At 46.3% G+C, this 14676-nt stretch carries 12 protein-coding genes; 11 read left to right on the top strand and 1 reads right to left on the bottom strand.

The annotated features are described in order from the left end of the window. Window positions 1-287 precede the first annotated feature (287 nt). Entirely contained in the window at window positions 288-1109 is an 822-nt protein-coding gene (locus AC3A8L_RS12960) for a D-hexose-6-phosphate mutarotase (RefSeq protein ID WP_487962687.1), read from the bottom strand. 351 nt (window positions 1110-1460) lie between these two features. On the opposite strand from AC3A8L_RS12960, the gene AC3A8L_RS12955 reads away from it, so the two are divergent. The 11 genes from AC3A8L_RS12955 to AC3A8L_RS12905 form a co-directional block, all read left to right on the top strand. Beyond that, entirely contained in the window at window positions 1461-3725 is a 2265-nt protein-coding gene (locus AC3A8L_RS12955) for a glycosyltransferase family 4 protein (protein WP_487962686.1), read from the top strand. Window positions 3726-3748: 23 nt separating this feature from the next. Continuing rightward, window positions 3749-3976, top strand: coding sequence for a hypothetical protein (locus AC3A8L_RS12950; RefSeq protein ID WP_487962685.1), 228 nt, complete (start codon window positions 3749-3751; stop codon window positions 3974-3976). Window positions 3977-4068: 92 nt separating this feature from the next. Further along, entirely contained in the window at window positions 4069-4872 is an 804-nt protein-coding gene (locus AC3A8L_RS12945; protein ID WP_487962684.1) for a glycosyltransferase family 4 protein, read from the top strand. 1 nt (window position 4873) lies between these two features. Continuing rightward, window positions 4874-6313, top strand: coding sequence for a lipopolysaccharide biosynthesis protein (locus AC3A8L_RS12940; protein WP_487962683.1), 1440 nt, complete (start codon window positions 4874-4876; stop codon window positions 6311-6313). After that, a complete protein-coding gene (locus AC3A8L_RS12935) occupies window positions 6297-7712 on the top strand; it encodes an O-antigen ligase family protein (protein ID WP_487962682.1) in 1416 nt (471 codons plus the stop codon). The genes AC3A8L_RS12940 and AC3A8L_RS12935 overlap by 17 nt, the downstream gene beginning before the upstream one ends. A gap of 112 nt (window positions 7713-7824) precedes the next feature. Next, a complete protein-coding gene (glmS, locus tag AC3A8L_RS12930) occupies window positions 7825-9648 on the top strand; it encodes a glutamine--fructose-6-phosphate transaminase (isomerizing) (protein WP_487962681.1) in 1824 nt (607 codons plus the stop codon). A gap of 5 nt (window positions 9649-9653) precedes the next feature. After that, the gene (locus tag AC3A8L_RS12925) at window positions 9654-10376 is read left to right on the top strand and encodes an acyltransferase (protein WP_487962680.1); all 723 of its coding nucleotides are present in this window, start codon (window positions 9654-9656) and stop codon (window positions 10374-10376) included. A 3-nt stretch (window positions 10377-10379) separates the two neighbouring features. Beyond that, complete coding sequence (locus tag AC3A8L_RS12920; RefSeq protein WP_487962679.1) at window positions 10380-11519, top strand: glycosyltransferase; 1140 nt, start codon at window positions 10380-10382, stop codon at window positions 11517-11519. Next, window positions 11516-12949 (top strand): GumC family protein, encoded by a 1434-nt coding sequence (locus AC3A8L_RS12915; protein WP_487962678.1) that lies wholly within the window; start codon window positions 11516-11518, stop codon window positions 12947-12949. Before AC3A8L_RS12920 ends, AC3A8L_RS12915 begins: the two co-directional genes overlap by 4 nt. A gap of 15 nt (window positions 12950-12964) precedes the next feature. Beyond that, on the top strand, window positions 12965-14056 hold the full coding sequence (locus AC3A8L_RS12910; protein WP_487962677.1) for a glycosyltransferase: 1092 nt from the start codon (window positions 12965-12967) through the stop codon (window positions 14054-14056). Beyond that, a partial coding sequence (locus AC3A8L_RS12905; protein WP_487962676.1) for a glycosyltransferase occupies window positions 14053-14676 on the top strand: 624 nt, incomplete at its 3' end. The genes AC3A8L_RS12910 and AC3A8L_RS12905, both read left to right, overlap by 4 nt.

Below are 14676 nucleotides of genomic sequence, written 5' to 3'. Positions count from 1 at the left end.
TTTCGACCCTCCCTGACCCCAACCTACAGGGACAGTCACTCTACTCTTGCCAGAAGATACCGTAGAAATTATTCGCGTACTACACGGACGCAACGACACGTAAAATAGCGCATTTCTGGGGACAGGCACTCTGTTAACCCCTGGTCAGTACGATAAGGATTCGCAAAGCCTCGCCCCTAAAGGATTTAGGGGCTTATGAATTGCCCCGCCCCTAATTCATGTACGGCAGGAGTTACCAAGCCAAAAACTTAAAAAAGAATACAGGGCGCCAATATTTAATCGCACGTTTATTTTTTCTCGCTGACTTCAACCGCTTGAATGCCGGACCAAAATTCACCCGCAGCCAGCTGAATAGGCTTATCGACAATTGCCGCTTCTATGCACAACATAGAATGAAATTCGTCATCGCCCATATCTTTTAAACCCTTAGCGCCTTCTGGGCCAGGATTCCAAACAACAACGTCGGTAAAACCTTGCTTAGAGATTTCTTTTATTAAGGTGCCATCATCGAGTATCAAGGTATTCGGAGCATCAAAATAAACGCGATCCAAAGCACCATCCAGCGATAGCACACCGTCTTTGGCTTTTTCCCTAACACTTAAGTCAGTACCGTTATCCCAGTAAGTGATGCCACTAAAATCACTCACCTGCACATTCGTGTATTGCGACACAGCAAAATACGTATGCAAAGCGCCGCTAAAATCGAAGGCGCTGTCTCCCGTATTATTGACCGTTAATGCCATAACTAATTTAGAGGGCTCCAGCGTAACCGTCAGTAATAACTCGAACTCATGTGGCCACAGATCACGCGTTTGCGCATTATCAACCAAACTAAAAACCACTCGCGTATGGTCATCGCTGATGATCTTTACCTGCCAGTCCATGTTGCGCGCAAAACCATGTTTAGCGCCTGGGCCAAACGCTGCAAATTGCGGGAAACATACCGGCACTCCACCGCGAATGACCTTGCCTGCCGAAAATTCGCTTTGCTGCGCGACAAACATCTGCTCGCCCAATGCTTCACTCGGTATCCACGAGGTGATATGCGCACCCTGATGGTAAATCGTTGCCTTCGCTCCAAAAGGAGTGATTAATTCTGTTTTCTTCATGATTCAGTCCAGAGATAGATTTACTTTACCAACAGCGTACTTAATGTCATTCGGACTGCTGTTAAAAAAACATAATAACAAGCACACAATACTATCACTAGTAACCTGTGAGATTTAAGGGGAGAGGCGGTACACCGCAACGCCTCAATAAACACCATGGGCCGTGCAGATAAAGGCACAATTTTCATTTCAGTTTGCATTATGCGAATAGACCATACGCAATTTGCAAACAGAAAAATCAGCACCTAATAGAAATAAAATATAATCATAAAAAACAACAACTTACACAAAAAACAATCGCCGGCACTGGTCTTGCACTTTCATCAGTAACAAACCAATCCAGAGCCCATTATGAAACCATCTCGCGATATATTATTGTTTGTCGACAGCTCTACCTTCGGAGGGATTGAGACTCACCTTTTACAGCTCGCCTCTGGTTTAGCGGCTAATGGGCTACAGGTAAAAGTCGTGTTCTTTAAGGACTATGGCCCACACCCGCTCGTTAACGCGCTTAAAGAGCAAAGCATCCCTGTTATTTTTCTGCGCTGGGGGGGCATTAGCCTCTTAGCACTGCTAACTAAAACACGGCCCGCTTTGCTCCATAGCCACGGTTACAAGGCCGGTATATTGGGGCGATTAGCCTGTAGCTTGCTCAAGATACCCAGCATACACACGCACCATGCCGGTGAAACCTGCACCGGTAAACTCGCGGTCTACGCCGCCATAGATCGCCAAACGGCTTTTTTAAATACCGCGAATCTCGCCGTAAGCGATGCGATTAGTGCCCGTTTACCGGTGAAAAGTACGGTATTCAACAATTTTGTTAATACCCAGAAGCTCTCGATTAGCCAAGGACAAAAAATTGCTTTTGTAGGCCGGCTCTCGGAAGAAAAAGGCCCCGATCGATTTATCGCGCTCGCCAAAAAGCATACGCATTTAGCCTTTAGCGTTTATGGCGATGGCCCCCTTCGGGCTCCCCTTGAACAGCAAGCCACTCGCAATTGTCAGTTTCACGGCCGGGTGAATATGGAAGACCATTGGCAAGACATTGGCTTTTTAATTATTTGTTCTCGCTACGAAGGTCTTCCACTAGTTGCCCTTGAAGCCATGGCTCGGGGTATTATCGTTATTAGCTTTGCCGTGGGCGATATGAGTAAACTCATCACACATGACATTAATGGATATTTAATGGATGAAGGCGATATGGACAGCCTGCATCACACCTTGCATGTCGCCACTCAGGCTCAACCAGCCACCCTAAAATACATTCGCCAAAACGCTACTCTACGGGTACAACAACACTACTCGACCCAAGCCGTACTGCCTCAATATATTAATCTATACCAACACGCATCCCAAAATTTGCAGGTAGAGAATCGACGTATATTGATTGTGCATTATGGTGAAGAGTGGATTCGCGGCAGTGAAGTTTGCCTGTTAGAACTAGTACGCCGCTTAACCCAGAAAAACTGGACCCCAATAATCTGGTGCAACGCAAAGGCATTAGCCGATGCTCTAGAACCGCTTGGCGTTAAAGTGATTCGTTCACGTTTTACACTACTGGCGGGCTGGCAAGCCCCTAAATTTGACCTTTGGAATTATGGCCAATTAACACGTGAAGCCACACGTATTATCACAGAAAATAAAATCAATATTGTCCACACCAATAACGGCGCTCCCAATCAATGGGTAATCCCCGCGGCGAAAAAAATCGGCGTGCCTGTATTATGCCAATTGCATTCGCCTTACCAATTTCGCGACCGCATCAGTTTACTATTGAACGAAGCCGATGCTTTGGTGGGCGTTAGCCGCGCGGTAATAGAACCATTTCTCGCACAACCCGACACTCGCAGCAAAACCCAAGTTATCCATAATGGTATCCAACTAAATAAAGATATCGCTCCAACAACAATAACAATAACAACAGCAACAGAAACAGAAAAAACGCTTAAAACAAAACTCGGTATCAGCGAAAACGCAACCACACTTATAAGCGTAGGGTCATTAATTGAGCGCAAAGGATTCGATTTACTGATTCACGCTCAAGTACTCACCGGTAAACAGGTTCACCTCATTATTGTGGGCGGGGGTCCCGAGCTAAGCACATTGCAGCAACTTAGCCAGCAGTTAAACGTGTCTGATCGCGTTCATTTTTTAGGCGAGCGCCAAGACGTTCATCAATTACTTCGCGCTGGCCATACGGCATTTGTATCCGGCGCACGCGAAGAAGCCTTTGGCCTTGTTCTGGCTGAAGCCGGTCTTGCTCAACTGCCCGTAATTGCTCCCGATGTTGGCGGTATTCCAGAAGTTTTGGACCACGGCCGCGCAGGTATGCTCGTTTCACCGAATAACCCAGAAGCACTCGCTCAAGCAATAAACCAATTGGTCGCATCAACCGCGCTACAAAACCAGCTGTCCCAGGCGCTTTATCAAAGGGTACTCCACTCGTTTGATAGCCTCGCCAATGCACAAAAACTCTGTGATGCCTATGAGCAGCTAATAACACAATATCGAAAAACCGTTTTCCATAATCAAGCATGGATTGAGTTACATGTTTTATGCCGCGTAATGATGTCAGTTGCACACAAAATATTCTCTCGAATGAGGGCGCAGTAATGAATAGCTCAAAGAATAAATCAATGAACAAATCAAAAATTAAATGGCTAGCCGTGATCGATCCTATTCCTTTTCGGGGAGGCTCCAAGGTGGCCAGCGCGGCGCTGCTTGAACAACTCGAAAGCAGTGATGTGAAAATTGAGGTGTATACGCGTAATGCCGAATTTTGGGCTAGCACACCTTACATCACGCACCCGCTTTACGAATTTAAAAGTCTCGAAAGCGCAGAACAAGGCATCCCATATTTCTAAAACACGCACTCCTTAGTTTACAAATTATCTTACGCCTTTGGCTGCGAAAAAAGGCATCGGCATTGGTGGGCATTTCGGGGCCAGGCGTAGATTTGTCGGTTTATTGGAGCGCTAAAATTCTCGGCAATGATGCGTTTCAATTAGTGCATGGGCCTGTTGCTAATTCCCGCACCATTCGCAAAAACTTTTCTCGAGCACAGTTAGTAGCCTGCTTACAAAGTGAATTAGCAACCGTAAAACCGATTTTTGTCGGCGATCACGCAGCGCGTGAATTTAAATTCATGCCTATGCTCAATGGTATTCCCGACGCCGCATGGCCGGCAAAAAGTCGTAACCGTTTTGTAAACCCATCCATATTCTGGGCCGCCTCCTTACTTAAATGGAAAGGTCTCGATTTATTTTTAAGCGCCGAAATTGCACTTCGACGTGAAAAACCCACAACAAAAACCGTCATTTGTTACATCCAACCAACGGGAACACAGCAAGCCATGTGTAGGTTGCCTACCGCGTACGAAAACAGAGCGGTCTACGAAAATCCAACACACCTTAATTTACTGCGTGCCGAGTGTAATATTTTTGTCTCTACTAGCCAGAACGAACCTTTTGGGCTTTCTATTTTAGAAGCTCTCGCTGCCGGTTTATGTGTGGTTATCCCCAGCGACGGCGCCTATTGGGATCAACAGCTAGAGCACAATATCAACTGTATTAAGTACCGCCCCAATGATAGTGAAGATCTGACTCAAGTCCTCCGTGATTTAACTAACAATATGGCCTATGCACAAACAATTGCCGCTAGAGGCCAAATTATTGCCGAGCGCTACCATGCATCAACGCAATATCGGGCCATCGCACAGCGTATCCACAACCTTATCCACCCACTGCCAAAAAGTGCCTAAGATGCTTAAATTATTAGCTTCGCCATTAGCCAGCACCTTGCTCTATGCACTTAGCGTGCTCACAATGCGCGGTATTTCTTTTGTCATGCTGCCGTTTGTGGCCAACACTTTAAGTCCTGCGCAATTTGGTGAATTAGAGCTGTTCACCACCTATGCCATTTTGGGTAGTGTCGTTATTAGCCTTGGGCTAGAACATGCCCTGTACCGGTTTTGCGGCCAAACAAAAGATTACGATCAACGCAAAAAAATCGCCTCACTCATTTATAGTTTATGTTTAATGATTGGCTCGGTGGTCTTTATCACGAGCTTACTCATTACAAATTTCGCTTTGTTACCCTGGGTTTTCTGTGTAATAGGGATGATGCTGGCTTTAGAAACCCTGATTAGCGTGCCCTTAGGCTGGCTTCGCATGAACAATCGTAGTATCGCTTTTTGTCTTGCTTCTGTTTTACGCGCGGCATTACAAGCCGTATTACTGATCTTTTTTCTCAACGCCGGGCGTGGTATCGCAGGCGTTTTTGAAGCCAGCTTTATCGCCGCGACATTAACCGCAATATTACTCTACGCACAAAATTCAAAAAGCCTTACATTTGTTTTGGCGAAACAGGACTACCTTCCCTTTTTAAAATACGGTATGCCCTTAGTCGGCAGCGGTTTGTTAGCCTTTTTCCTAAGCGGCCTAGACCGCTGGCTGTTAGCACAAGAAACCTCTCTAGAAACACTCGCCCACTACGCCATCGCCGCAAAATTTGCACTCTTAGTTACACTCGCATTACAACCTTTTGGCATGTGGTTTATGCCCAAACGCTTCGAGATTCTAAACGGGGCAAACGGCCTTGCGCAATCCCACCGGTGGGCCAGCGTTGGCATACATCTATGCCTTTTTATTGCTTTGGGTGTCGGTCTTAGTGCCGCGTTATTTATCCACTCTTTTTTACCCACCAGTTATGCCGCTGCCATCACACTACTCCCCCTGTGTATTGCCTGGGCCTGCTGTAAAGAGCTTGCCGAGTACGTCAACATAGGTTGCTTTGTGGGCGAGCGAACTCACCAACAACTTTATATAAACTTAATAGCAACAGCTGTTGGTGTCGTTAGCATGTTAATACTGGTATCACCACTAGCCGCCCAAGGCATACTTATTGGGCTTTTCCTTGCTCAATTAACGCGCCTCGGTTTGTTTTATTGTATTGGTCAACGCAAAGTGGACCTTAATTTACCGGTGGGTCGTATTGCCCTACTGTTAACTCTTATTATCGCTTTAGTTTATTGGCAAAATCATCAAACGGTTCAATCCTTGCAACAGCTTTTAGGCCAAGCGGTAGCAGGGTTAGCCCTATACAGTCTGGTTGTTATTACCCTTTTTCGTGAACATTCGCAGCGACTATGGCTTTGGTTATATAGCCATCTAAGAGGTACACCGAATGAACAACCCAGTTAGTGGTAAACACAAAGCCGTCATGTTGGCGGTTTGCTTGCTGCTCGGGGGGTTATGGCCTCTTCTACCCCACCCAGCATTACTGGTTATTCTGTGTGCGTTGCCCATAGCCATTGTTTTTGTTCTGGGGAATACGTACCTAATGGTTATCCTATTCATCATATTTTCTTTTTTTCGTATTCACGAAGTTTTACCGCAATTATATTCCCTCAAAATTCCCTTAATGCTGTCACTTGCGGCCTTATTCTCACTGTTCTGGCATGTTGCTATCAGTAAAAAAATCACTCTGTATTGGCGTCCAGAACTTACGGTTGCCGTGTTATTTTTTGGCCTTGTTTTTATAGGCGTAATTATGGCCAGTAACCGTGGCGTAGCCATTACCTATTTTAAAGCGGTGTATTGGAAAATTATTATTATGATGTTTGCGATTGCTTGGCTCACGCGCAGTCACCACGAGTTCGCTAAATCTTCGTTTCTCACGGTCGCCTTTGGCGCCTTAGTGGCTGGGGTCGCGATATCCAATAGCCTATCGGGCGTGGGCTTGGTAGAAGGCTCACGCGTTACCATAGGCCGCGAATTCGGTTCGGTGCTGGGCGACCCAAACGATCTCGCCTTGGTATTGATGTACCCAATGGCGTTTGCCATCTGCTTACTGCTCGGTAAGGATCTTCCGCGAATACACCGGCTGTTTGGGCTTATTGCCGTGCCCTTATTATTTATGGCGGTACTGGCCACACAAAGCCGAGGCGGCTTGTTGGGGATTATGGCGGTGTGTGGCATTTTCGCGTATCGCCGCGTCCAATCTAAGGTGCTGCTGTTTTCGGTGGGAGGTGTTTTTGCTTTAATCCTTTTTGTTGCTGCCGGTGTCAGCGATCGAAAGTCTGGCGGCGCCGCCGAAGAAGGCATGGACGCCTCCGCACAGGGGCGTTTATATGCATGGGAAGCAGCCGCAAAAATGGCAGTTGATAATCCCTTAACGGGCGTTGGAATCGATAATTTTTATTCCAATTATTATTTTTATAGCAGCCATTGGGACGGCTTAAATCACGCCGTTCACAGTACTTGGTTTGGCGTGTTAGCTGAAACAGGTTTTTTAGGGCTAGCGGTTTTTATTACCTTAATAGTCACGTTAATACGTTCCACCTTAAAAAGTCAGGCTGCCATTGCTCAGCACCGTCACTGGCAAAATCCACTGCAAGCACAAGTGATGCGTGGTAGTGCAGAGGCACTATTAGCGGGGCTGGCGGGCACTATTGTCGCAGGCACATTTTTAACACAAGGGTTCACTTGGCCCATCTATCTTTTAGCCGGTCAAATTGTCGCGCTCAGCCATTGGGTGAGTATAAACATCACGCAAAATGCGAGCAGCTCCCAAATAGATTCGCATATTGCAAAACCATAAGCAGAACAACATCTAAAACAACTACAACCTTCTGTTTTTAATAGCATTTCCTGGGTGGCACGCACACTGCAATACGTTTAGTAACACTATTAAACGTCCCTTGGAGAACGCTATGTGCGGAATATTTGCCACGATCAATACCCAGCCTGTTACACCCAGTTTACTCTCTGGCCTTGCCCTTCTGTCTTACCGTGGTTACGACTCAGCGGGAATCGCTGTTATTAATCAGAACGGGCTTGTTAGACAGCGTGCGCAAGGGAAGCTTGAAAACCTTAGCTTACAACTCGAGCAAGAACCCGTTGATGGTTTTATTGGTATTGCTCACACGCGCTGGGCGACTCACGGGCTTCCTACCGAGCGCAACGCACACCCGCATATGACTAACGATGTGGCCGTAGCGCACAATGGTATTGTTGAAAATTGCAATGCTTTACGCGCAAAGCTCGAAGCACAAGGCTACGTTTTCGAATCCGAAACAGACAGTGAAAGTATCGCCCACCTTATTACCTTTTTCTATCAACAAGGTATGGGTTGTAAAGCCGCCTTACAAAAAGCCTTAGATCAAATTGAAGGAAGTTACGGTTTAGTGGTCCTTTTTAAAGACCATCCAGATACCCTTTTTGCCGCGCGAAAAGGCAGCCCATTGATTATTGGCAAAGGCGATACGGGCTATTTTGTATCTTCTGATGAAAATGCTTTAAGCCATCAAGCACAGCAAGTCTTACACCTTAATGATGGCGCCATCGCGTGTATTCAAACCACACATTTAGAATTACTGGATGCGCAAGGTCTTAAGTTGAATGTGGAATTCCAGACCCTAGAGCAACAAAACAATGCCGCCAGTAAAAAAGGCTTCCAACATTACATGCTGAAAGAAATTCATGAACAGCCCGATGTTTTTAGGCGCTGCTGGAGACACTATTTTGATAGTAACGCGGGACACGTTCAACTACCGAACATCACACCACCACTGCGCAATTTTTCACGTTTAACCATCGTTGCCTGCGGCACCTCTTACTTTGCAGGTTTAACCGCAAAATATTGGATAGAACAAATAGCCGGTGTACCCGTTGATCTCGATATTGCCTCTGAATATCGCTACCGTAACGCGCCAGTGGATGCCAATAGCGCAGCATTATTTATTTCCCAATCTGGTGAAACAGCCGATACCTTGGCGGCAATGGAATACGCAAAACAACAAGGGCAAACCTGTATTGCCATGGTAAATGTGATTAATAGCACCATGGCTCACGAGGCCGACTGGGTACTGCCTATATTAGCGGGCCCCGAAATCGGCGTTGCCTCAACTAAGGCCTTTATGGCTCAAATCACCAGCTTACTGATGCTAGCCCTTGCAATGGCAAAGGATAACAACCGTTTAACGGCCAAGATTGAACAAGACATTTTCGAAGCGCTTAACACCTTCGATCAACAATTAAAAAACGTATTGGCCTGCGATGACGATATTCGCGACCTTGCCCACCACCTTGTCGATGCTAAAAGTGCACTCTTTTTAGGCCGAGGCTTTGCCACCGCCCTAGCTGAAGAAGGCGCTTTAAAATTAAAAGAAATTAGTTACATTCATGCAGAGGCGTATGCCGCAGGTGAATTAAAACACGGGCCACTCGCCCTCGTTGATGAAAACATGCCTGTCATCATGATTATTCCACCCGATCAGCTCTACAGCAAAAACTTATCTAACCTTCGGGAAGTTGCCTCTCGCGGTGGCCGCATTATTTTAATCAGTGATGCTAAAGGCCTAGAAGAAAGTCGCGAATATATTGTGGGTGGGCTTGCGCTTCCTAATGTCCATCAGTGGCTACAACCCATGCTATATGTGATTCCCCTGCAATTACTCGCATACCAATGCGCCCTACTGCGCGGTAATGATGTGGACCAACCTCGCAACCTCGCCAAGTCGGTTACCGTGGAGTAATACACATGTTGATATCGCGATTCACCTCAAATCAAACGCTGCGCCAATGGATAAAATCGAGCCAGCACCCTACAGCACGGACACTTTTCTACGGCATTAAAGCCATGCAAAAAGTCGAAGTGCCGGCTCCAAAATTAATATGGAAACCCATTTATTACTTTTGGCAGTTCACCCAAAATAGCTTATCAACACTAACACGTGTGCTCTGGTGGACGCCTTTATTTAAGAGCCGTTGCACGGTTACCGATAAAGGCTTGTATCTTTATGGTGGCATGCCCTGGATTGCAGGCCCGTTAAACATATCGGTGGGTAAAGATTGCCGTATTAGTGGTCAAACCACACTAACCGGCCGCAGTGCTAGCGCTAAACCAGAATTAATTATCGGTAACAATATTGACCTTGGATGGCAATGCACAGTAGCCGTAGGCACTCGCATTATTATTGGTAATAACGTGCGCATTGCAGGCCAGTGTTTTTTGGCCGGCTATCCAGGCCACCCCATTAATGCACAAGACCGTGCTGCACATAAACCCGAACTCGATAACCAAGCGCAAGAGATCGTGTTAGCCGACGATGTTTGGCTGGGCACAGGGGTAAAAGTTTTAGCCGGTGTACACATTGGCCAAGGCACCATCGTAGGCACCGGAAGTGTTGTGACTAAGGATCTTCCCGCTGGTGTTATTGCGGCGGGGAATCCCGCGCGCGTCATTCGTAAAATAGAGGGTTAAATCATGCACCGCGATCTTATTGTATTTGGCGAAGACTGGGGCGGCCTACCCTCAAGCACTCAACACCTAATGAGCCACCTAAGTCACGACCGAAAAATTTTATGGGTCAATTCAATTGGCTTACGTCAACCCCACTTGAGTACATCCGACATACAGCGTGCCGCGAAAAAAGGGCTTTCTTTTGCGCGCTCGTTATTGAAAAAGACAACACCACAAGATACAACTGTTAATCCGAATTTCAGAGTATTGAATCCACTCACTATTCCAGCGCCACGCTCGCCTTTAGCGCGAAAAATATCTGGCGAGGCTTTGCTTCGTCAAATAAAACCTATGATTCAAAAAATGGAACTCAATAACCCTGCTATTTGGGCCTCATTACCCACCGCGGATGATTTCACACATCAACTACCATCGATGCCTACCGTCTATTACTGCGGTGATGATTTTGCCGGTTTAAACGGTGTAGACCACGACACCATAAGCCACCACGAAAATGATCTTGTTGAGCAAGCGAAATTAGTTATTGCGGCCAGCGAGCCTTTGTGCGAAAAATTTCCAAGCCATAAAACACAACTCCTCAGCCACGGGGTCGATCTTGATTTATTTACACAAAAAACCAGTAAAGCATTAGACCTGCCAAATAACGGTAAGCCTACAGCAGGGTTTTACGGCAGCCTGTCCGAATGGTTGGACCAAGATTTACTCGATGCTGTAATACAAGCCAATGCCGATTGGAATTTTGTTTTTATTGGCGAGGAACACGTTGATCTTAGCCGGCTTAAAGCTCACGCCAACAGCTATTTTTTAGGCCCAAAAGCGCATACGCAGCTCGCAAGTTACAGCCAGCATTGGCAGGTTTCATTATTGCCCTTTAAATTAAATGCGCAAATTTTGGCGTGTAACCCACTTAAACTGAAAGAATATCTCGCTACCGGTACACCCGTGATTAGTACCGACTTTCCAGCGGTACACCGTTACAGTGAACATATTGAAATCGCCACTCAAGCCAATGAATTTACCCAAGCACTCAATCGCCAACTAACCCCTAACCTCAATGCAAATATTGATCGCCAAATAACCGTATCGCAAGAAGCCTGGCAACAAAAAGCAGCAACAGTCTCACAGTGGTTGGCCGCGCTATGAACTACTTTCCGATTCAATTATTTATAATATTAAGCGCAGGCTGGCGTCGGCGCTATGTTATTGCAATTCCGGTATTACTCATGCCGATACTCGGCGCAGCTGTGGCATTAACACAAACCAAACTCTACACCTCGCATACCAGTATGTTGATACAAGAAACCGCCAAAATGAATCCATTTCTGGAAGATTTAGCCGTTTCAGCAATGCTAAAAGAACGGGTAGAAGGCCTCACTACCCTACTGCATAGCCGCCATATATTGGGTAATGTTGCTACCGACCTTAAGCTAATCGACCACACCAGTGATGATGCACAACGCGACCAAGTGATCGCCGATTTATCGTCGCGTTTACACATGCAAATCATCGGTAAAGATTTAATTAGAATTGATGTTAAATCCCATCAAAAAGCATTAATGGCACAAACACTCGAAAGTGTGAGTCGTCATTTTATTGAACAGCTACTTGCCCCAGAGCGCTCTTCCATTGTGGATTCATCGCGTTTTTTAGAAGAGCACCTGCGTACACGACAAATCGAGCTCAATACAGCTGAAACAGCCCTAGCCGAATTCAAATCACAACATGCCAGTGCATTACCTGAATTACACAGCATGAATATCGATCGGTTGAATAAATTAAGACAGCACCTATCGGAAAAAGAATCCGCCTTGGCGGCATCACAACGCAGTGTCGGTAGCTTTAATCAATTGCTATCCGCAACCAATCCCGTCGTGGGCCGCATAGAAGAAAACATTGTCTCCATCCGTGGTGAATTAGCATTAGCGCGCTCACGTTACACCGATAAACACAGCCAGGTTCAAGCCTTGCTTCGCAATTTGGAACGCTTAGAGTCCGAGCGACAAAGTGTCATTAAAAGCACAGAGAACGTCGTCGACACCAATCAACTGTGGGATATGGCCGTTAACATAACCCCAAATACCGACGACCCTCAGCAAGCGCTTCTCATTTCGCAATTCAGTAATTTGCAAAATGCGAAAAATAAGGTGGAAATGCTGATTGAAGAAGTTAAATACACCCAAGCGACTATTGACGACATTGAATCAAAATTAAAAGAATTTAGCCTTCACGGCGACGAAATGTACAAGCTACAAAGCGACCTTCGAGTCAAAAGAGAACTGTATGAAAACCTGCTAGAGCGCAATGAAATGGCCGATGTTATGGGCTCTCTCGGGCAGTTTGAGCAAGGCAAGCGCATTAAAATTATCGACCGGCCGTTCACTCCCAGTGCACCCTCTAATCTCCCTGCGGTTGTTTATATCATCATAGGAATGATGGCCGGTCTTGCCTTAGGCATTGGTCTTGCAACGGTATTAGAACTGACTAACTCGACGATTCGTTATCGTCATCAATTAGAAGATCTATGTGATTTAAGCGTTATTGGTCGTATCCCGCCTATAGCGAAAATCGCTTAAAATCGGAGAGTAATAATGAAAACCATCGTCCAAGTAGTACAACGTCTTTCGCCAGGTGGCATTGAGGTTATGGCGTTAGAAATGCTTCGTTTACATGAACAAAATGTAAAGGCTTATATCGTTAGCCTCGAAGGTAATAAAAAAGCGATGCTTACTCAGTGGCCCCGTCTAGAACCTTTCTCTAAACAACTTATTTTTTTAGGTAAACCGCCAGGCTGGCATTTAGCAACCATCTACCGCCTGACTAAAGTTTTTAAGCAGCTAAACGCCAACGCCATTCACACACACCATATCGGTCCGTTAATCTACGGTGGCGCAGCTGCCCGTTTAGCCGGCGTAAAACGTTGGATTCATACGGAGCATGATGCCTGGCACCTCGAAAACAGCAAGCGCCGTTTTTTAGAAAAAACAGCCGTTTTCTTACTGCGACCTAAAATTGTGGCCGATAGCCGCCCAGTGGCCGATGCTCTAGCCAGCAGCATGGGCTTAAAAAATATTAAAGTCATTGGTAATGGTATTGATACCAAAACATTTAAACCGGGAAATATGAAGCATGCGCGTAATCACTTGCGCTTACCCCTAAACGCAAAAATTATTGGTTGCGCCGGCAGAATGGAACCCGAAAAAGGCCAAACCGTATTGCTCGATGCTATGCGCTACTTACCGCCGGAGATTCACCTAGCCCTGGCCGGCACAGGCAGCGAATTCCAAGCGTTAAAAAACCAAAGTGTTAATTTAGGCATCCGTAATCGGGTACATTTTTTAGGGCATGTAGATGACATGAAAACGTTTTACCAAGCGCTCAATGTTTTTTGCTTATCATCATTTAAAGAAGGTATGCCTCTTGCGCCCCTTGAAGCCCAAGCCTGTGGTGTGGCGGCAGTACTCCCCAAAATTGGAGCCTGCAAAGACAGTTTATGCCCCAAAACCGGTGCCCTCGTTATCCCCGGCGCACCGGTGGCATTAGCGATGACACTCGTTCGAATACTCGAACGTAATAATACCGAAACACCACGAGACTTTGTGTGTAAAAACGCTAATGCACAAACTATGACTCACGCTTACACCGAGCTTTGCTTAAACCTGAAAGGCGGTGCAATCTCATGAGTCTCTTTCTAAGTTTGAGTGTTATATTCGCCGGTATTTTAATTATTTACCATCACGTTATTTATCCGCTTTTATTAAAAAGAGTATTGCAAAAATACAATTCAATCACTAAGCCTATTCGCTTAACGGATGAAGAATTACCCTCGATCACATTGGTTATTCCGGCTTACAACGAACAAGATTTTATTGCCGACAAAATTCGCAACTTGGCATGCCTTGATTACCCCGCCAATAAACTCGTCGTCGTTATTGCTTGTGATGGCTGTAGCGACGCTACCGTGTCCATTGCTGAACGCACCGCACAGGAAGCAGAGTTAGCGCATTTATCGATTGATATTGCCGCATTCGACAAAAATAGAGGCAAGATTTCGGTTATTAACGGTGTGACGGCTAACCTCCAAACAGACCTATTAGCCTTCAGTGATGTTTCCTCGTTGATTTCAATCGATGCCCTACGCATTGCCGCTGCCCGCTTTACCGACCCCGGTGTTGGTGCCGGTGTGAGAGGTGGCCGGGCTGGTTCTGGCGGAAAGAAGAGCCCTCCGCGCAGCACAGGCAAAGGTAGTGCAGCCGCCGCAGCCACCGCAGCCGCCGAGGTCGCAGAGAGAGGGGTCGCGTCA

This window comes from Marinagarivorans sp. (assembly GCF_982758155.1).
The sequence above is the reverse complement of the archived record's forward strand: the minus strand, read 5'-3'. Positions and strand labels throughout refer to the sequence as shown.